This window comes from Halomonas salipaludis (assembly GCF_002286975.1).
Taxonomy (GTDB): Bacteria; Pseudomonadota; Gammaproteobacteria; order Pseudomonadales; family Halomonadaceae; genus Franzmannia; species Franzmannia salipaludis.
In genome coordinates this window covers 320,756-340,483 of the sequence record NZ_NSKB01000002.1, presented here as the reverse complement: position 1 = coordinate 340,483, position 19,728 = coordinate 320,756, and the positions used below count along the sequence as shown (strand labels likewise).

Below are 19,728 nucleotides of genomic sequence, written 5' to 3'. Positions count from 1 at the left end.
GAGGGCTGCTTGTTAGGATCGGCATGCGAGTTGGTGGTTGGACGTGGAGAGTGGTACTCGCTAATCTGGGGGGATATTTCGATGCTTGGCTGAGCTAGGTGCCTGGGTTGCTTGAAAGGGAGAGAGAATCGCCATGCAGGTGCTACGTCAGTTCTCGGCGCTCGGATTGCTGGTGGGGACGCTGTTTTTCGCCATTTCATTGACGCCGAGCCTGCTGCCACGCACCTTCATCGTCCAGGGCATCATCTCGGGGTTGTCGTTCTCGGCCGGCTATGGGCTTGGCGTGATGGGACGTTGGCTGTGGGCCTATCTCGAGCTGCCGGTGCCGGGCCGGCACGGTGCGCTAAGCCTCAAGCGCATCGCCGCTGGCATCTGCGCGGTGGTGGCTTCGATGTTTCTATGGCGCGCTTCTGGCTGGCAGGACTCGATTCGCGTGCTGATGGAGATGGAGCCCGCCAGCGGTACGCGACCGTTCAGCGTGGCGCTGATTGCGATGGCGATCTTTGCCGCCTTGCTGCTGCTGGCCAGGCTCTTTCGGCGCACCTTTCGTTTCCTGGCGCGCCGGTTGCGGCGCTATGTGCCGCGTCGTGTATCGAATGTGATCGGCGTGGTGGCGGCCGCGGCACTGTTCTGGTCGGTGATCGATGGCATCATCTTTACCCTGACCCTGCGCGCCCTAGACCGCTCCTACCAGCAGGTCGACGTACTGATGCCGGATGATCTGGCACCGCCCAGCGACCCGCTGGTAGCGGGCAGCGAGGCGTCGCTGATCAGTTGGGAGGCCCTGGGTCTGCGTGGTCGTCGCTTCGTGACGGCAGGACCTTCCGCAGGCGATATCGAGCGCTTTCTGGGCGAGCCCGCCGAGCAGCCGCTGCGGGTCTACGTCGGCCTGAATGCCGCCGAGACCCCCAAGCAGCGGGCGCAGCTGGCGCTCGAGGAGCTCAAGCGGGTGGACGCTTTCGAGCGCTCGCTGCTGCTGCTGGCCACGCCCACCGGCCGTGGCTGGCTGGACCCGGCGGCGCAGAACACTCTGGAGTACCTGCAGCGCGGCGATATCGCCACGGTCACCGCCCAGTACTCTTACCTACCGAGCCCGCTGGCGTTGATCGTCGAGGGCGACTACGGCGCCGAGATGGCGCGGGCGCTGTTCGATGAGGTCTACCGCCATTGGACGACGCTGTCAGACGACCAGCGTCCGGCGCTCTACCTGCACGGCTTGAGCCTGGGTGCGCTCAATTCGGACCGCTCGTTCGATCTATATGACATCATCGATGACCCCTTCGACGGTGCGCTGTGGAGTGGGCCGCCGTTTCGCAGCCCGACCTGGCGGACCCTGACCGAGGATCGCGATGCCGGCTCGCCGGCTTGGCTGCCACGCTTTCGCGGCGGTGCGGTGGTGCGTTTCATGAATCAGCACGGCGGTCTCGAGGATGGCACAGCGGAGTGGGGCGATTTCCGCATCGCCTACCTGCAGTATGCCAGCGACCCGGTGACCTTCTTCGAGCCAAAGGCGCTCTACCGCGAACCGGAGTGGCTGCAGGCGCCGCGCGGACCGGATGTCTCCGAGGACCTGACCTGGTACCCGGTAGTGACCGGTCTACAGCTGCTGGCCGACCTGGCGGCAGGGTCTGCGCCGCCCGGCTACGGCCACGAGATCGCCGCCGAGGATTATATCGAGGCCTGGCTGGCGCTGGTTGCGCCCGATGGTTGGTCGGCAGACGACGTGGAGCGTCTCAAGGCGCTGTTCGCCGAGCGTGGGTAGCGTAGCGTTGTGAAGCGTAGCAGCAGCGTCCTACACTGCAGAAAACCTTGCAGGATCGCCGCCATGCTCGATGCGCCACCGGTTGACCGGCTTGCCGTCAACGACCGCCAGACGGCGGTGCATACCGCCGTCAGCCATGCTCGCGACCCACAGCGTGCGGCCAATGAGCTGGCCGCTGCGCTGCGCCATCCGCAGCTGGGGTTCGTGCTGTTCTTCGTTAGCGCCGAGTATGCGTTGTCGCCACTCGGCGAGGCGCTGGAGTCGGCCTTTGCCGGGGTGCCGATCAGCGGCTGCACCACCGCCGGCGAGATCACGTCCGAGGGCTACGACCGCGGCTGTATCGTGGCGGTGGGCTTCGATGCCCGTCATTTCGGCGTCGGGGTGGCGCTGATCGATAAGCTGGATGGCTTCGGCTTGGTCCATGCCCAGCGCGTCACCGATGGCCTGCTGGCCGCATCCCGCCGCCAGGCACCGCCCGGCGGCGACCACTTCGCCCTGACCCTGCTCGATGGGCTGTCGAGCTGCGAGGAGCAGGTGCTGGCGACCCTGGACGCGGCGCTGGGCAGCATTCCCAGCTTCGGCGGCTCCGCCGGCGACGATAACCGCCTGGCGCATACCCACGTTTATAGCAACGGGCGCTTTCATGATCAGGCCGCGGTGGTGGTGATGTTCACCACCTGCCTGCCGTTCGAGGTCTTCACCACCCACCATCTGCGGCCACGCGGCGAAAAGCTGGTGGTGACCCAGGCCGATCGCCAGCGGCGTCGGGTGATCGAGCTCAACGCCGCGCCGGCCGCCGACGAGTATGCGCGGCTGGTAGGCTGCCCCCGGGCGGCCCTCGGCGATGCGGTATTCGCTCGCTATCCGCTGGCGGTGCGCATCGGCGATGCGTTCTACGTACGCTCGATTCAGCGTGTCAACGACGACGGCAGCCTGAGTTTCTACTGTGCGGTGGAGAACGGCATCGTGCTGACCGCCATGACTCCGGCGCCGATCCTGCCCGACCTCGAGGCGGTGTTCGACGACCTGAGCGCACGGCTCGGCGAGCCCGAGCTGATCATTGGCCTCGACTGCTTCCTGCGGCGCCTGGAGATCGAGGCGCTGGACGGCCTCGAGGCGGCCTCGAGTCTACTGCGACGCCAGCGGGTGATCGGCTTCAACACCTACGGGGAGCAGCACCATGGCATGCACATCAACCAGACCTTCACCGGGGTTGTGCTTGGGCGCCCCGGTAGCGGCTGACAGCGATGCCGCGCTGACGCCCCGCGAGCAGGCCCTGGTCGAGGAGAATGCGCGGCTGCACAAGGTGTGTGCGGCGCTGATCGAGCGCGTCGAGTCCAGCGGGGTGGCCGGCGGTGCGCCCTATGCGGCCTTCGAGCACGCCGTGCTGCTGGCCGAGCAGGTCCGTGAGCGCACCGAGACCCTGCATCGTACCCTCGATGAGCTGAGCCAGGTCAACGCCGAGTTGGGGTCGGTGAATACCAAGCTGCGCGAGGAGATCGCCGTGCGTGGCGAGACCGAGCGGCGGCTGCGCGAGGCCAAGGCCGAGGCCGAGGCGGCCAACGTGTCGAAGAGCAAGTTTCTGGCCGCGGTCAGCCACGATCTGCTGCAGCCGCTCAATGCGGCGCGCCTATTTACCACTGCCCTGGGCGATCAGCTCGAGGACCCAGCGCTGCCGGCGGAGTCGCGCCGGCTGGTGGGGCATATCGGCCGCTCGCTCAAAGATGTCGAGACGCTGCTCGGCACGCTGGTGGATATCTCGCGCCTCGATGCCGGCGTGCTGACGCCGGATGTGGCGCCGTTCGCCGCCGCCGAGCTGCTCGATGCGCTGGCCGAGGAGTACCGCCAGATGGCTGCGGCCCGCGGCCTGGTGCTGCGCTATGTGGCCAGCTCGGCGGTGATCGATTCCGACCTGGCGCTGCTGGCACGGGTAGTACGCAACCTGCTCAGCAACGCCATTCGCTATACGCCACGCGGTCGCATCCTGCTCGGTTGCCGGCGTCGTGCGGAGGGGCTCGAGATCAGCGTTGCCGATACCGGCAGCGGTATCGAGGAGGCCCAGCGCGAGGAGATCTTCCTCGAGTTCCGCCGCGGGGACGCCGGCCGCCTGCAGAGCGACCGCGGCCTGGGGTTGGGGCTGGCCATCGTCGACCGTATCAGCGGCATGCTCGGCCACCGGCTGTCGCTGGCCTCCACCCCGGGGCGCGGCTCGCGCTTCACGATCCTGGTGCCCTACGCCCAGCGTCCGGTACCCCAGACCCAGGCACCGGCGATGCCGGGCCTGGCACCGCTGGCCGGTGCGCGGATATGGGTGATCGACAACGACCCGGCGATCTGCGAGGGCATGCAGGCACTGCTGAGTGGCTGGGGGTGCGCGGTCGACAGCGCCCGCTCGCTGGCGGCGCTGACCCGCAGCAGGGCGCTGGCCGGCGGCGCCGACGCGCTGATCATCGACTATCACCTCGACGAGCATCAACCCGACGGGCTCGAGGTGGCGGCGATGCTGCAGCGGCGCTTCCCGCGGCTGCCGGTGATCATGATCACCGCCAATCACGACGCGGCGCTCAAGGCATGCGCCCGCGAGCGCGGCTATCGCTGTCTGCTCAAGCCGCTCAAGCCGCTGCGTCTGAAGATGGCACTGCTGCAGTGCGTGGCGGATGCGACCGGCGACAACCGCTAACGAATGCCATCGTCACGCTCGCTGGCGAGCAGGATCGCCTGGACTCGGCTGCTTACCCGGAGCTTGCGTAGGATAGCCGAGACGTGGGTCTTGACGGTGGTTTCGGCGATGTCGAGGCGGTAGGCGATCATCTTGTTGGACTCACCCTTGACCATGTGTGCCAGTACCTCGCGCTGCTTGTCGGTGAGCGAGGTCAGGGGATGATGCTTGAGGGGCGCAGTGGGGCTGGCCGGCGGGCTGCCGGTGCGCATGATGTCCGGCGGCAGATAGACCTGGCCGGCGAGGATCTGTTGCAGGGCCACGAGTAGGGTATCGCGTGGCGTCGACTTGGGAATATAGCCCACCGCGCCGAGGTTCAGCGCCTCGAGAATGGTGTGCTTGTGCTGTTCGGCGGAGACGATCACCACCGGCAGCCACGGCACCGCCTGGCGCAGCTGGGCCAGGCCACTGAGGCCTTCGGCATCGGGCAGACCGAGGTCGAGCAGTGCCAGGTCGAGGTCGTCGTGTTGCGCGACGACCTCGAGGGCGGCGGCGAGACTGGCGGCTTCGAGGGTCTCGCTGCCGCTGAGTCCGCGGGCGATGACCGCGACCATCGCTTCGCGAAACAGGGGGTGGTCGTCGGCGACCAGCAGCCGGTACATGCGTGGCGCGCTCCTTGTGTTGGCTGGCGGTATCGGAGGCGGCGCCTCCTACCAAGGGAGGAGGCTAACTCCTGCCATGGCAGTATGTCGCGAAGTGCCGGCCTGTCCAACACTGAAGCGAGCATCACCCATAACGACAACAGCTACAACCGACAGGAGTAACGCCATGATCTATGCCAACCCCGGCATGCCCGATGCCAAGGTCAGTTTCGCCAAGCGCTACGGCAATTATATTGGCGGTGAGTTCGTACCGCCGGTGAAAGGCCAGTATTTCGACAACGTCAGCCCGGTCAACGGCGAGGTGTTCTGCCAGATTCCTCGCTCCACCGCCGAGGATATCGACAAGGCGCTGGATGCCGCCCATCAGGCCGCCCCCGCCTGGGGCAAGACCTCCGCCGCCGAGCGCAGCAATATCCTGCTTAAGATCGCTGATCGCATCGAACAGAACCTCGAGATGCTTGCGGTGGCCGAAACCTGGGACAACGGCAAGGCGGTACGCGAGACCCTCAACGCCGATATCCCGCTTGCGGTGGATCACTTCCGCTACTTCGCCGGCTGCATCCGCGCCCAGGAGGGCAGTGCCGCCGATATCGACGCCAATACCGTGGCCTATCACTTCCACGAGCCGCTCGGTGTGGTCGGCCAGATCATTCCCTGGAACTTTCCGATCCTGATGGCCTGCTGGAAGCTCGGCCCGGCGCTGGCCGCCGGCAACTGCGTAGTGCTCAAGCCCGCCGAGCAGACGCCGGCCTCGATCCTGGTGCTGATGGAATTGGTCGGCGACCTGCTGCCGCCGGGGGTGATCAACATCGTCAACGGCTACGGTGCCGAGGCGGGCCAGGCGCTGGCCACCAGCAAGCGCATCGCCAAGATCGCCTTCACCGGCTCGACGCCGGTGGGTTCGCACATCCTCAAGTGCGCAGCGGAGAACATCATCCCCTCCACCGTGGAACTGGGCGGCAAGTCGCCGAATATCTACTTCGCCGACATCATGAACGCCGAGCCTGAGTTCATCGACAAGGCGGTGGAGGGGTTGGTGCTGGCCTTCTTCAACCAGGGCGAGGTCTGTACCTGCCCGTCGCGGGCGCTGATCCAGGAGGAGATGTACGAGTCGTTCATGGCCAAGGTGATGGAGCGCACCCGCTCGATCAAGCGCGGCAATCCGCTGGATACCGATGTCCAGGTCGGCGCCCAGGCCTCCCAGGAGCAGTTCGACAAGATCATGTCGTACATGGATATCGCCCGCGAGGAGGGCGCCGAGTTCCTGACCGGCGGCAACAAGGAGAGCTTCGACCCTAGTTACGACAAGGGCTACTACATCCAGCCGACCCTGCTCAAGGGCAACAACAGCATGCGCGTCTTCCAGGAGGAGATCTTCGGCCCGGTGGTGGCTGTGACCACCTTCAAGGACGAGGCCGAGGCGCTGGCGATCGCCAACGACACCGAGTTCGGCCTTGGCGCCGGGGTCTGGAGTCGCGATATGAACGTTGCCTTCCGCATGGGCCGCAACATCCAGGCCGGTCGGGTGTGGACCAACTGCTACCATCAGTACCCGGCGCATGCCGCCTTCGGTGGCTACAAGAAATCCGGCGTCGGTCGCGAGACCCACAAGATGGCGCTGGAGCACTATCAGCAGACCAAGAACCTGCTGGTCAGCTACGACATCAACCCACTCGGCTTCTTCTAAGCCGCCACGCCGCCCGGCTTGGCCGGGCGGCGATTCGATTCCCCGATCCTATTATCCTGCGCAAGCGTATGGCTACGTTGGTCTCCTGTCTGCCAGTCCAAGCACAGTGGCTTCGTACCGTCGACGCTGCCTGAGGTCCCAAGCGACGGCGCCGGCCAGCAGCACGAAGCCGATCAGCTCCAGTGCCATGGAATAGTCGACGAACAGTGCGTACAACACGAGAAGTGAGCCGGCCAGGCCCGCAAGCGTGGGCCATGCACGGCGATGTAGGCGCAGGCCGCTGGCCACGAACGCCAGGGTGAACAACACAAAGGCAGCGATGGTGCCGGCCCAGAGCCCCTCGTCGAGCGCCAGGTGTACGCCCAACAGCGGTAGCAGGGCGACCAGTGCCAGGGTGCCGTAGCAGCTCAGTAAGGCCAGCAGGAAGGCCAGTATCCCGAGCAGGCCACGGCGATACCATAGCCGCAGCCAGCGCCGCGGATCAAGGCGACGCCCCCAACGCTGTACCCTGCTCGGGGCGGTATCGCCGCGGCGCATTCTGAGCTCGACCGAGTGTGCACCGAAGCCTGCGGCAACCTCGCGCGTCTGGGCGCTGGGGCTCAGAGAGAAGTAGTCGTGACTGCCGACCACGGCCACATCCTCGAAGCCAACTTCCTCGAACAGCGCTACGAGCTCCTCCTTCACCGTTGCCCCCACCACACACTCGACCCACAGTCGCGGGTCCTCGTGGCAATCCACCGATACCGGATGATGGATCACCACGTCGGCCAGCTGTAGGCGTCCGTGGGGCTTAAGCACGCGGAACATCTCGGCCACCGCGCGGCGTTTATCGGGTACCAGGTTGAGGGCGCCGTTGCTGCTGATGCAGTCGATGCTGGCATCGGGCAGTGGTAACTGCTCGGCGGAACCCTGCACTACGCCGAGCCGTTGGATGGCGTGGCGTTTGGCAGCCTGGTGTAGTCGGCGGGTCATGGCCGCGGTCAGGTCGAGGGCGATGACCTGACCTTGCGGGCCGGCCAACTGGTGCGCTATGAGGGCGTCAGCGCCGGCACCTGCGCCTATGTCGAGTACCCGGTCGCCGGTGCGGATGGCCTCGGCACGAAAAGGGTAGCCGACGCCGGCGAAGGCATCGCCTACCTCTGCCGGCAGCAGCGCGAGCTGATCGGGGGGATAACCCAGACGGCGGCTGGCCTCGACGCCGACAGGGAAATGGAAAGGGGAGTCAGGGGCATTCGCCACGGTGGTGTACATCTGCTGTACCGCAGCCAGAATCTGCGGGCGTGAGTAGCCGAGAATAGCCACCATGAGGTGTTCTCCTCACGGGTCAGCGGGTGGTGTCGGACTCATCGAAGCGGTCGAGCAGGGTCCGAATGCGCTGATGCAGCCGTGGCGGGGTCTTTGCCGTGCCGCTGGCCGCCACCCTAGCCCGTAGTCGTCGTTCAAATTCGGCGCGTGTGAAGCAGTCTCGGCAGCGGTGCAGGTGCCATTCGATATCGCTCGCCGCCTGCGGGTCGAGTTCCCGGTCGAGGTAGTCGAAAAGACGCTCGATGACCTCCTCGCAGCTCAGTGCTCTCGGGCTCATTCCTGCGCTCCTCCCGTTCCTGACACCACGCCCGCCTCTCTGGCCTGCTCCCAGAGTGCCTGCTGCAATCGACAGCGCGCCCGGTTCAATCGCGAGCGTACGGTGCCCAGTGGAATGCCGAGGAGACTCGCGACCTCCTCATACGTATAGCCCTGCACCTCGACCAGCACAATCGTCACTCGGTAAGCATCGGGTAGCGCATCCAGTGCCCGCTGCAGATCCTCCTGCAGCAGGCCGTTGAAGAATTGTTCCTCGAGGCTGCCCCACCATAGGAGGAAGGGCTGGTGCAGCTGCTGGAACAGCGCAAAGCTGGCGCTGTCGAGCTCGCTGGGCTCGGTAGCGTCATCTCCGCCCGACGATGGGCGGCAGCGGCGCTTCCTCCATTCGCTGATGAAGGTGTTGGTGAGGATATGAAACAGCCAGCCTTCGAAGTGTTGGGCGTCGCGCAGCCGGTCGAGCTGCGTCCAGGCCTTGGTCACCGCCTCGGCGACGATGTCTTCGGCGTCGGCGGAGTTACGGGTAAGCCGCAGTGCAGTGCCATAGAGGCGGTCCATCAGCGGTGCCAGGCGCTGTTCGAACCACTCCCGCCGGCTGGCGGCTTCGTCGAAACGCATAATGGCCCCCGTGGCGTCCCGGTACCGGACGCATGACTGCGACCGAGGATGGCTAAGCAGTGAACCTGCCAACGGCATGGCGACACCTCTTCGAGCATGGTCTGCCTGCCGTCACCGGGCAAGCGGACAGGTATTGCCGGGACGCGGCAGCGATGCGTTCGGTTCCCATTGGGAACCCTTTATCCAGCGGCTGCGTCCTGGCACACACGACACCGTCCGGTGTCGTGGTGAGTAGCCAAGAGGAGAGAGAGCATGACTATTACCGCACAGCCTGCATCCACGGGGGTGGATACACAGGAGCTTGAGGCACGTGTCAAGGCAATGTATCGCGAGGTGGCCGAATCGCCGCAGGGGGAGTTTCACTTCGAGATGGGGCGAGCCCTGGCTGAACGGCTGGGCTACGACCCACGCGGCCTGGATGCTGTACCTGACGCCGCCATCGACTCCTTCGCCGGCGTTGGCCATTTTCTCGACCTGGCCGCCATCCAACTCGGCGAGACAGTACTCGACCTGGGCAGCGGTTCCGGCATGGACAGCCTGCTGGCGGCTCTTGCTACGGGGCCAGGTGGGCAGGTACTGGGGCTCGACATGACCGCAGCTCAGCGCGACAAGGCTGAGCGGCTGGCACGCGAGGCAGATTCCGGCCAGGTCACCTTCCGTGCCGGCTACATCGAGGCGCCGCCGTTTGCCGACGAAAGCGTCGACGTGGTGATCAGCAACGGCGTGATCAACCTTTCGGCCGACAAGTCACGGGTCTTCGCCGAGGCGGCGCGGGTACTGCGTCCCGGTGGGCGCCTGGCTCTGGCCGACATCGTCACCGAAACGGCGCTGCCGGAGAGCGTCTCTTGCAACGCCACCCTGTGGGCCGCCTGCATTGGCGGCGCCCTACAGCAGGACGACTACCGTGCAGCCATCGAGTCGGCTGGCCTCGTCATCGAGACCTGGCGTGAGCACCCCGAATACCGCTTCCTGACCGATTCGGCTCGGGGGGCCAGTGCCACCTACGGGGTCAAGAGCATCTCGCTGCTGGCAGTTAAGCACTGAGGGCCGCGGGGCCGCGACTACTATCACAATCAAGGAGAAGCCACCATGCAACGCCACTCCACTATCCTGAATGCCTTGCTGGCCTTGGCGATTTCCAGTGTATCTGGAGCACTCTGGGCTGCCCCCTATCATGGCGACGGGCACCTGCTCGGCACGCCTGACGATCTCAGCTGGGGGCCGGTCGGTTCCATGGGCGAGGGCGCCGAGATCGCGATCATCGAGGGCGACCTCTCGGCCGAGGTGCCATTCACCTTTCGCCTGCGGCTGGAGGATGGCTACGAGATCAAGCCCCACGTGCATCCCGCCTACGAGCGGGTGACGGTACTCGAGGGCACCCTGCACTTTGCCCATGGCGAGCGCTTCGAGCGCGAAGCCACCCACGCCCTGCCTGTTGGCGGCTATGCCATCATGTCGCCGGGTGACGGCATGTTCGGCTATGCAGAGGGAGAGACCATCATCCAGTTGCACGGCACCGGCCCATGGGGCATCGAGTATATCGACCCGGCGGATGATCCGCGTCAGTAGCGAGTGACACGCCGCGTGGCGGTATGCCGCGCGGCTCCCTTGCCCCCTGCACGACCCGCCAGCATGAGGCGATATCCGGTCATTACAGACGAGGGGAATCGCCATGTGGCATCAGCAGGAACTGCGCCTAGTGGTGGGTATCTGGCTCGGCGAACATGGCGGGGCGCGGCGCATGATCGCCACGTTGTAGGGGCATAGCCCCCTTCAAACGCTCTGCATGGTCAGCCAGCGCTCGGCCAGGCGTCGCGCATGGAGTAGGTGGTTCACGACAGCCAGGCGCCCTGTTTGGCGTTTCACGCCGGCGCGCTTGAGCTTGAGCACCATGCGTGCCGGCATGCCGATGAAGATCAGCCCCACCTGGCGCGCGCGTAGCTCCTCGACCAGCGACTGCAGGGCGACGATGGCGGTGGCGTCCAGGCTCGGCACGTCGCGCATATCGAGCATCACCACGCGCACCTCGGGATCTACTACCCGCAGGGTCGACACGGCCTTTTCCGCGGCACCGAAGAACAGCGGGCCGTTGATGTCATAGAGCGCCACCTGGGGCGGTAGATCTCGGGTCTGTTCGTCACTATCAGGTTCAAGACGGCGGGCGTGTGTAAGGTGGGCCATGCGGCGGATGAACAGTGTTGCCGCAAGGCCGATGCCCACTGCCACCCCCAGCACCATATCGAATACCACCGTGAGCAGGAAGCAGATCACCAGGATGGCGACGTCGCTGCCCGGTGCGCTCTTCAGGGTGTGCACGAAGTGGCGCGCCTCGCTCATATTCCAGGCGATCACGAACAGCAGCGCGGCAAGTGCTGCCATCGGCACCAGCGCGAGCACCTCGGCCAGCGCCACCACTGCCAGCAGTACCACCAGCGCGTGGACCACCGCGGCCAGTGGCGAGCAGGCACCACTGCGGATATTGGTGGCGGTGCGCGCCAGCGCGGCGGTGGCGGTGATGCCGCCGAAGAAGGGGACGGCGATATTGCCGAGTCCCTGACCGATCAACTCGGCGTTGGGATCGTGGCGGGTGCGGGTCAGGCCGTCGGCGACCACCCCACAGAGTAGTGACTCGATGGCCGCCAGCATGGCGATGGCCAGTGCCGGGCCGAGTAGTTCGCGAATCAGGGCGAAGTCCACCGTCAGCGGTGTCCCATCCGCTCCAGGCAGGCGCCAAGGCAGCAGCAGGGTGGGGGCGAAGGGGGGAATGCCACTACCGGTCTGGCCCTGATACTCCCAACTGAAGCGCGAGGCGATGGTGTCGATCTCTACACCCAGTGGTGCGATCGCCAGTGTCGCCAGGGTGCCTACCGCCAGCCCTGCCAGCGGTGCCGGCACGGGTGTCTTCAGCCGCGGCCACAGGAGCAGGCTAGCCAGCGTCAACAAGCCGATGCCGAATTCAGCAGGGGCCAGCGAGGGTGCGGCATGGGCGATGGCAGCCAGGTTGTGCAGCGTGCTATCGCCGATTTCGACCCCCGCGAGCCCGAGGAAGTCGGGCAACTGCAGCAAGGCGATGACGACGGCAATGCCGGCGGTGAAACCCAGCACCACCGGATAGGGCACGAACTGGATCAGGTTGCCTAGCCGTGCCAGCCCTAGCGCGACCAGAATCACTCCCGCCATCAGCGTGGCGATCAGCAGGCCACCAAGGCCATGGCTGGCGACGATGGGGAACAGGATAACCACGAAGGCCGCGGTAGGGCCGGAGACGTTGAAGCGCGAGCCGCCGGTGAGGGCGATGATGGCTCCCGCCACGATAGCAGTGTACAAGCCGTGTTGGGGCGGTACGCCAGTGGCGATGGCCAGGGCCATGGAGAGGGGCACCGCGACGATGCCGATGGTCAGCCCGGCGAGTAGGTCTCGCTTGAGTTCGGCCAGGCCATAGCCCAGGCGCCAGCTGGCAAACAGAGCGCTGCCGGGCCGTGGCAGTGAGTAGCGGGACGGCTTGCGTGGTCGTGACATTAGGGTTACCGAGATGCTGCAGGGAACCTTAACGTTACTCCTGCATATTGCGTTGCCACAAGATGACCAGCATCGATAACCGCGGCGACACTCCTGGGGGTGTCGCCGTCGCGAGGGACGTGTGTCCGCCGGGCCCGATGACTAGCCGGCCACCAGCTCCTGGTAGATGCCGCCCGGGGCATCCAGGACATAACGATAGAAGCCGCCGGGCTCCGGTACCTCGGGCTCCTCCTCGACCGGCGCCGGCGGTGGGTAGACCGCCACCAGCTCGCCATTGGCGGACTCCATGATCTCACGCACCTGGCCGTAGTCGATGTCCGGCAGGTCATCGCCGAGCGCCTGATGCAGGTTGTCGAAGGGGGCGAGCAGGTGGGTCAGGGCGTCGTCGCGCTGCTCGGCGGGGGCGAAGGCCTGGACGTAGAGGGTGTCCTCCTCCCAGCCGACCTTGAAGTGGTCGTCGATGATATTGACCGCGGTGCCGTTGGGGATATTGCCGTAGAGGTGTTCGATATCCTCCGGGTACATGCGGATACAGCCGCGGCTGGCGCGCATGCCGATGCCGTCGGGCATGTTGGTGCCATGGATCAGATAGCCGGGGATGTCGAGCAGGATGGCGTGTCGGCCCAGAGGATTGTCGGGCCCCGGGGGCACCACGGCGGGGGCCGGTTCACCGCGTTCAGCGGCCTCTTCGCGCATCGAACGCGGCGGATACCAGGCCGGGTCCTCGAGGCGCATGGTGGTCTCGGTGGTGCCCAGCGGCGTATTGAAGCCCTCACGGCCGATGCCGATGGGGTAGGTCTCGACCCGCGGTGTCTCGCCATTGGCGGAGGGCGGGTAGTAGTAGAGCCGCAGCTCGGCAAGATTCACCACCAGCCCCTCGCGGGGCGCGTCGGGCAGAATGTGCTTGGCCGGAATCACCACTTCGGTGCCGTCGCCGGGAATCCAGATACTGACCTCCGGGTTGGCGGCGCGGATCTCTTCATAGCCAACGTTATGGGCCCGGGCGATATCGAGCAGGGTCTCGTCGCCCTCGACCTCGACGGTGTAGCGCTCGCCGACGATATTGCCGTCTTCGGGCAACGGGTAGTGGCCAAGCGGCCATTCGCTGCCTTCGTCGGCGAGCAGCGAGCCGCTGGCAAGCGCGATGCCCAGCGCCAGCGGGGCCAGCCACAGGGGGCGTGATGCTGAAATAAAGGGTGTCGTCACGATAATCCGAATATCGGCCAGTGGCCGTGAGATAGGGTTGCCGAACAGTGTTCCATGCTACTCGCGGGGGTGCAACTGCCACCGACGCCCTTAGCTTTGGGGGCAACTGCGATCACCCTGGGCGTTAACGCAAGCGGCGACTCCGAAGAGTCGCCGCACGGTTGGCTACTTGCATTTCGCTCAGGGCGAGTCGCCCACCGCTCCGGGCATGGCGGGGACGCTACCGTTCTCGCCAGCCAGCGCCAGGAAGTGCAGGTGGCGCTCATACTCGGCCAGCACGTCGCCGATCACCTGGCCGCGGGTGTAGCCGTTGAGATCCTGGCCGGTGCCGCCTTCGGCGAGGTAGACGTCGAGGCGCACGTAGTAGTCGTCGTCCACCGGCAGGAAGCTCGGCGTGCGCATGCGATGCGGGCACACCTGATAGACGAAGAACGGCGCGTTCTCGAGCTCGACCTGCAGCGTCAGGCGCGGCAGCGGCTCACCCTCGACCTGCTCCTCACTGACATTGGCGACCTGGCCGCGCCCCTCCAGCTCCTGGGCGAACTGGGTCAGCGCCGGGCGGATCGAATGTTCGATGGTTGCCGCGGCGCCGGCGCGGTTGGAGGTGTCCAGCGCGCGGTCGAGGCGCTCGCGCCAGTCGCCGCCCGGCGCGGTGCCGGCGATGCGACGGCGGGCGTCGGCCTTGTCGCCCTCCATGCGCAGGGCACGGTACATGCCGGCCATGATCGCGAAGATCACCAGCGAGAACGGCAGGGCGGTGATTACCACGGCGCTCTGCAGCGCCGCTAGCCCGCCGGCCATCAGCAGGGCGATGGTGATCAGACCGATCACCGTCGACCAGAAGATGCGCAGGGTCACCGGCGCGTCGTGGTTGACGTCGGAGAGGATCGAGGTGAAGTTGGCCAGCACCAGTGCCCCGGAGTCCGCCGAGGTGATGAAGAAGACGATACCGAGCACGGTCACCACCGCCGCAGTCAGACCCACCCAGGGGTAATACTCGAGCAGGGTGTAGAGCGTGGTCTGCGGGGTGCTCAGGGCCTGTTCGCCGAGTTCGACGACGCCCTGGTTGGCGACCAGCTCGATACCGCTGTTACCGAACACCGACATCCACACCATCATGAACGCCAGCGGGATACCCAGCGCACCTGCCACGAACTCGCGGATGGTCCGCCCGCGCGAGATGCGCGCCAGGAACAGGCCAACGAACGGTGTCCAGGCGATCCACCAGCCCCAAAAGAAGATCGTCCACCACATCTTCCACTCCTGGGCCTCCTCGCCGGCGAAGGCGTAGGTGTCGAAGCTCTTGGCGATGAAGCCGGACAGATAGTCGCCAGCGTTGTTGACCACCATGTCGAGCAGCTGCAGGGTGTGGCCCTGGAACAGCACGAACAGCAGCAGCGCCAGTGCCAGCAACATGTTGAATTCGGAGAGCCGGCGGATACCCTTCTCGACGCCGCTGACCACCGAGATGGTCGCCATGATGACCACTAGGGCGATCAGGATCACCTGCACCGAGAGGCTCTCGGGCACGCCAAACATGTAGGTCAGGCCGTAGTTGAGCTGCATCACCCCGATGCCGAGGCTGGTGGCGATACCGAACACCGTGGAGATCACCGCGGTAATGTCGACGGCGTGGCCGATGGGGCCGTAGATGCGCTTGCCGAGCAGCGGGTAGAGCGCGCTGCGGATCGCCAGCGGCAGGCGGTGGCGATAGCTGAAGTAGGCCAGTGCCATGCCCATCAGTACGTACAGCCCCCAGCCGGACAGCCCCCAGTGCATGAAGGTCTGCACCACCGCGGCGCGCATTGCCGCCTGGCTTTCGGGGGCGAGGTCGGGCGGCGCCAGATAGTGGGCGACCGGCTCGGCGACGCTGAAGAACAGCAGGTCGATGCCGATGCCGGCGGCGAACAGCATCGCCGACCAGGAGAGTAGCGAGAACTCCGGCCGCGAGTGATCGGGGCCGAGGCGGATGCTGCCGAACCGCGAGCAGCCGATCAGCACCACGAACACCAGGTAGGCGACCACCGCCAGCATGTAGTACCAGCCGAAGGTGGCGCTTACCCAGGCCAGGCCGGCGTCGAAGAACTCGCCGGCCTGCTCGGTGAAGGTCATGGTAACGACCAGGAATACCAGGATGCCGGCCACCGAGCCGTGGAAAACGGCCGGGTTGAGCCGATCCCGGCGTTCGGGGGGATGTTGGTCATGCGCCATTGGGCAGACTCCCTTAGCGTTGTTGATGTGGTGCCTCCCACTGCGCTGGGCCGCGATGTGACGTCGCTGTTATTTTGATTGATCGCCCAATCAAAATAGCGCCAAGTCATATCGTTTGCCCATGGCGGTTGCCATGCATGTCGTATCGGGACATGGGGCGAGACGCTTTCGGCAGCAGCGTGCCGAGTCGCTGCAGATTGGCGGTAGCTAGCTGAGCGTAGCCAGCCGCCAGGGTAAGGTAGTATTTTTTATTGATTGATCGTTCAAATAAAATACCCGACCCGAGAGTTCCCTTCAACCCCCCGGTGACGGATCTGCATGCTTGACTGTAATTCAACGCTGGAAGCGAGCCACTGCCTTGCAATCCTTGTTTACCCAGCTATACCTGATGTAACTGATCGTGATATGTCAGGTGTTGGGTGCCGGACGCCCCGGTGATGCGCGATCAGTCGTACGCCGCTCCTCTGGGGAAGGAGACCCGGTTCAGCGCAGGTAAACCAATAACGATAACCGCCTCGTTGGAGAACCCAATGACTCACGATATGCCTCGAAGCGCTTCCACATCACCCGTGGAAGTCGCCAGCACCACGCCGTCTCTCGAATCTGCCACCACGCCACCCAGTGCGTCACGACGCCGCTTCCTCACCGGTTCAGCGGCTGCCGTCGGCGCCGCTGCCGCGGTAGGCTTTCCCAGCATCGCCGTGGCCCAGACCACCACGCTACGCTTCCAGAGCACCTGGCCCAACCAGGACATCTTTCACGAGTTCGCGGCGGACTACGTACGCATCGTCAACGAGATGTCCGGCGGTCGCCTGCGCCTCAATCTGCTGCCTGCCGGCGCGGTAGTAGGCGCCCTGCAGATGCAGGATGCGGTGATTTCAGGTGCCCTCGACGGCGGCCACGGGGTGGCGGCCTACTGGTACGGCAAGCATAAGGCTTTCTCGCTATTCGGTACGCCGCCGCCGTTCGGCTGGGATGCGCATCAGTTCCTGGCCTGGTTCTGGAACGATGAAGGGCTGGCACTCTACAACGAGCTGCTCGCAGATATGGAACTGCCGCTGGTGGGCTACCTTAGTGGGCCGATGCCGACCCAAGCACTGGGCTGGTTCAAGGAGCCGATCAGCAGCGCCGACGATCTACGTGGCCTCAAGTACCGCACGGTAGGGTTGGCCGCTGACCTGATGAACGAGTTCGGTGCGGCGGTGACGATCATGGGCGGCGGCGATATCGTCCCTGCCATGGACCGTGGCTTGCTCGACGGCGCCGAGTTCAACAATCCATCGTCGGATCGCCTGCTGGGCTTCCCCGATGTCAGCAAGACCTGGATGCTGCGCAGTTACCATCAGGATTGCGAATCCTTCGAGATCATCCTCAACAAACAGAAACATGACGAGATGCCCGAAGAGTTCCAGGCGATCCTGCAGTATGCCGCCAAGGCCGCTTCGTCGGAGATGTACTGGAAGGCCATGGACCGCTACCCGCGTGATCTCAACGCCATGCGCGAGGAGCAGGGGGTGCAGACCTACATCACCCCCGACTCGGTGCTCGAAGCGCAGCTCGCCGCCTGGGACACGGTGATCGAGCGCGAATCGAACAACAGTGAGTTCTTCAAGAGGGTCGTCGATAGCCAGAAAGCCTACTGTGAGCGCGTGGTCGGCTGGCATCTAGAAGGTAATACCCCCAAAGGCCCTGCCTATCGCCACTTCTATGGCAAGGAACCTACCGACACCTCCACCATCCTCTAGGCCTCGGGCCGTCAATCACCCGCTGCCAGGAGGCGGCGGGACATCGACCGGCTGCACTGCCCGTGATGGGGTAGTGCGGCCCAGGGTGAGAGGTTGTCATGCGCTTCATCTTCTTCATCGACCATATCAGTACCTGGATGGGCAAGGTATTTGCCTGGGCCATCCTGCTCCTGACCTTTGTGGTCAGCTACGAGGTCTTCATGCGCTATGTGGTGGGCGCACCCACGACCTGGGCCTACGATACCAGCTACATGCTCTACGGCACCCTGTTCATGATGGCCGGTGCCTATGCCCTGGCGCATAACGCCCATGTGCGGGCTGACGTGGTGTCGCGCTACTTCCCGCCACGGGTTCAGGCGGGGCTTGACCTGGGGCTCTACATGATTTTCTTCTACCCCGGCATCCTGGCACTGCTGTTCTACGGCTGGGACTTCTTCGCGCTCTCCTTCCGCCAGAACGAGCACAGCTCCTATACCCCCGGTGGGCCGCCGATCTACCCCTACAAGTTCGTGATCCCCGCCTGTGCGGCGCTGCTGGCACTGCAGGGCGTGGCCGAGGTCAGCCGCTGCATCCTGTGTCTCAAACATGGTAAATGGCCGCGCCGCCTCGGTGACGTGGAGGAGGTCGCCATTCCGATCAATAAGCAGGATGAGATTCTTTCTGCTCAGCAGACACCTCCGGAGGATCGGCAATGAGCGAACCGGAAATCGGTATCCTGATGCTGGGCATGTTGGTCATCCTGATCATGCTCGGCTTCCCCATTGCCTTCACGCTGATTGCCATGGGCATCGCCTTCGGCTATTTCGCCATCGGCGACATCATCTTCTCGCTACTGGTGCAGCGCGCCTATGGGGTGATGTCCAACGACGTGCTGATTGCTGTGCCGCTGTTCCTGTTCATGGGCTATATGGTCGAGCGTGCCAATATTCTCGACCGGCTGTTCTCGAGCCTGCAGCTGGCGGCGCGCGGCATGCCGGCCTCGCTGGCGGTGGCCAGCCTGATCACCTGTGCGCTGTTTGCTACGGCCACCGGCATCGTCGGTGCGGTGGTGACCCTGATGGGGCTGCTGGCGCTGCCGGCGATGCTCAATGCCGGCTACGACAAGCGTATGTCGAGCGGGGTGATCTGTGCCGGCGGCTGCCTGGGGATCCTGATCCCGCCGAGCATCATGTTGATCCTGTATGGCGCCATGGCTGGGGTCTCGGTAGTGCGCCTGTATGCCGCGGCGCTGATCCCCGGGCTGCTGCTGGCGGGGCTCTATATCCTCTACGTCATGGGGCGCGCGATGATCAACCCCAAGGTGGCGCCGAAGCTGCCGGCCGAGCAGTTAAATGTGCCGCTGGGCAAGGTCTACTGGGGGCTTTTGACCTCCTTCGTGCCGCTGTTCGTGCTGATCATGTCGGTGCTGGGGGCGATCCTGTTTGGCCTGGCCACTCCCCACGAGGCAGCCGGTATCGGCGCCCTGGGGGCGATCCTGCTGGCCGCGGCCTACCGTCAGTTGACCTTCGCCCGGCTGCGCGAGGCGGTGTTCCTCACCGCGCGTACCAGCGCCATGGTGTGCTGGCTGTTCGTCGGCTCGTGGATCTTCTCGTCGGTGTTCTCGCTGCTCGACGGCCACTCGCTGATCGAGCACTGGATCAGCGGCATGTCGCTGACACCTTTGCAGTTCCTGCTGCTCGCCCAGTTGATGATTTTCATCCTTGGCTGGCCGCTGGAGTGGACCGAGATCATCATCATCTTCGTGCCGATCTTCCTGCCGCTGCTGCACATGTTCGGCATCGACCCACTGTTCTTCGGGGTACTGGTGGCGCTCAATATCCAGACCTCGTTCCTGACCCCGCCGATGGCGATGTCGGCCTTCTACCTTAAGGGCATCTCGCCCAAGGGGATCGAGCTCAACGATATCTTCATCGGTATCGCGCCGTTCCTGCTGATGGTGTTCGTGGCGATGTTCATCCTCTACATGGTGCCGGGCATCGTATTCTGGCTGCCGGGGGTACTGTACGGCTGATAGACGACAACGCCCGCCAGAGGATGCCGGGCGCATGGGGTAATAGCGTAATGCGGCGCCGGGGACTGGG

Annotated in this window: 16 protein-coding genes; 9 read left to right on the top strand and 7 right to left on the bottom strand. The window is 65.0% G+C overall.

Features of this window, described 5'->3' with window-relative positions:
• Positions 1–133 precede the first annotated feature (133 nt).
• The 3 genes from CK498_RS05495 to CK498_RS05485 all read left to right on the top strand — a co-directional run bounded on the left by CK498_RS05495 (position 134) and on the right by CK498_RS05485 (position 4,442).
• The gene (locus CK498_RS05495; RefSeq protein ID WP_095619853.1) at positions 134–1,762 is read left to right on the top strand and encodes an alpha/beta hydrolase; all 1,629 of its coding nucleotides are present in this window, start codon (positions 134–136) and stop codon (positions 1,760–1,762) included.
• Positions 1,763–1,825: 63 nt separating this feature from the next.
• Positions 1,826–3,004 carry a nitric oxide-sensing protein NosP gene (gene nosP, locus CK498_RS05490; RefSeq protein ID WP_095619852.1) on the top strand — a complete coding sequence of 393 codons (1,179 nt, stop codon included), beginning with the start codon at positions 1,826–1,828 and terminating at the stop codon, positions 3,002–3,004.
• Entirely contained in the window at positions 2,943–4,442 is a 1,500-nt protein-coding gene (locus CK498_RS05485) for an ATP-binding response regulator (RefSeq protein ID WP_095619851.1), read from the top strand. The genes nosP and CK498_RS05485 overlap by 62 nt, the downstream gene beginning before the upstream one ends.
• Here the strand turns inward: CK498_RS05485 and CK498_RS05480 are convergent.
• On the bottom strand, positions 4,439–5,083 hold the full coding sequence (locus tag CK498_RS05480) for a response regulator (RefSeq protein WP_095619850.1): 645 nt from the start codon (positions 5,081–5,083) through the stop codon (positions 4,439–4,441). The genes CK498_RS05485 and CK498_RS05480 overlap by 4 nt on opposite strands.
• Before the next feature lie 166 nt (positions 5,084–5,249).
• Between CK498_RS05480 and exaC the strand changes: the two genes are divergently transcribed.
• Positions 5,250–6,770 (top strand): acetaldehyde dehydrogenase ExaC, encoded by a 1,521-nt coding sequence (exaC, locus tag CK498_RS05475; protein WP_095619849.1) that lies wholly within the window; start codon positions 5,250–5,252, stop codon positions 6,768–6,770.
• A gap of 72 nt (positions 6,771–6,842) precedes the next feature.
• Here the strand turns inward: exaC and CK498_RS05470 are convergent, their stop codons facing one another.
• From CK498_RS05470 to CK498_RS05460, 3 genes are read right to left on the bottom strand one after another with little or no spacing between them, the layout of a single operon-like run.
• Entirely contained in the window at positions 6,843–8,075 is a 1,233-nt protein-coding gene (locus CK498_RS05470) for a MerC family mercury resistance protein (RefSeq protein ID WP_095619848.1), read from the bottom strand.
• A 19-nt stretch (positions 8,076–8,094) separates the two neighbouring features.
• Entirely contained in the window at positions 8,095–8,352 is a 258-nt protein-coding gene (locus tag CK498_RS05465) for an anti-sigma factor family protein (RefSeq protein WP_095619847.1), read from the bottom strand.
• A complete protein-coding gene (locus CK498_RS05460) occupies positions 8,349–8,966 on the bottom strand; it encodes a sigma-70 family RNA polymerase sigma factor (protein WP_217987691.1) in 618 nt (205 codons plus the stop codon). The genes CK498_RS05465 and CK498_RS05460 overlap by 4 nt, the downstream gene beginning before the upstream one ends.
• Positions 8,967–9,218: 252 nt before the next feature.
• On the opposite strand from CK498_RS05460, the gene CK498_RS05455 reads away from it, so the two are divergent.
• On the top strand, positions 9,219–10,010 hold the full coding sequence (locus CK498_RS05455) for a methyltransferase domain-containing protein (protein ID WP_095619846.1): 792 nt from the start codon (positions 9,219–9,221) through the stop codon (positions 10,008–10,010).
• A gap of 45 nt (positions 10,011–10,055) precedes the next feature.
• Positions 10,056–10,535 carry a cupin domain-containing protein gene (locus tag CK498_RS05450; protein ID WP_095619845.1) on the top strand — a complete coding sequence of 160 codons (480 nt, stop codon included), beginning with the start codon at positions 10,056–10,058 and terminating at the stop codon, positions 10,533–10,535.
• A gap of 204 nt (positions 10,536–10,739) precedes the next feature.
• Here the strand turns inward: CK498_RS05450 and dauA are convergent, their stop codons facing one another.
• The 3 genes from dauA to betT form a co-directional block, all read right to left on the bottom strand.
• The gene (gene dauA, locus CK498_RS05445) at positions 10,740–12,485 is read right to left on the bottom strand and encodes a C4-dicarboxylic acid transporter DauA (protein ID WP_095619844.1); all 1,746 of its coding nucleotides are present in this window, start codon (positions 12,483–12,485) and stop codon (positions 10,740–10,742) included.
• Positions 12,486–12,626: 141 nt separating this feature from the next.
• Positions 12,627–13,691 carry a L,D-transpeptidase family protein gene (locus tag CK498_RS05440; protein ID WP_229358973.1) on the bottom strand — a complete coding sequence of 355 codons (1,065 nt, stop codon included), beginning with the start codon at positions 13,689–13,691 and terminating at the stop codon, positions 12,627–12,629.
• A gap of 180 nt (positions 13,692–13,871) precedes the next feature.
• Positions 13,872–15,902, bottom strand: a complete 2,031-nt coding sequence (betT, locus tag CK498_RS05435) for a choline BCCT transporter BetT (protein ID WP_095619843.1) — start codon at positions 15,900–15,902, stop codon at positions 13,872–13,874.
• A 530-nt stretch (positions 15,903–16,432) separates the two neighbouring features.
• Here betT and CK498_RS05430 point away from each other — a divergent pair.
• The 3 genes from CK498_RS05430 to CK498_RS05420 all read left to right on the top strand — a co-directional run bounded on the left by CK498_RS05430 (position 16,433) and on the right by CK498_RS05420 (position 19,658).
• Positions 16,433–17,647: a TRAP transporter substrate-binding protein gene (locus CK498_RS05430; protein WP_229358972.1), complete on the top strand. Its 1,215-nt coding sequence runs from the start codon at positions 16,433–16,435 to the stop codon at positions 17,645–17,647.
• A gap of 98 nt (positions 17,648–17,745) precedes the next feature.
• A complete protein-coding gene (locus CK498_RS05425) occupies positions 17,746–18,342 on the top strand; it encodes a TRAP transporter small permease subunit (RefSeq protein ID WP_095619842.1) in 597 nt (198 codons plus the stop codon).
• The gene (locus tag CK498_RS05420; protein WP_095619841.1) at positions 18,339–19,658 is read left to right on the top strand and encodes a TRAP transporter large permease; all 1,320 of its coding nucleotides are present in this window, start codon (positions 18,339–18,341) and stop codon (positions 19,656–19,658) included. Before CK498_RS05425 ends, CK498_RS05420 begins: the two co-directional genes overlap by 4 nt.
• Positions 19,659–19,728 lie beyond the last annotated feature (70 nt).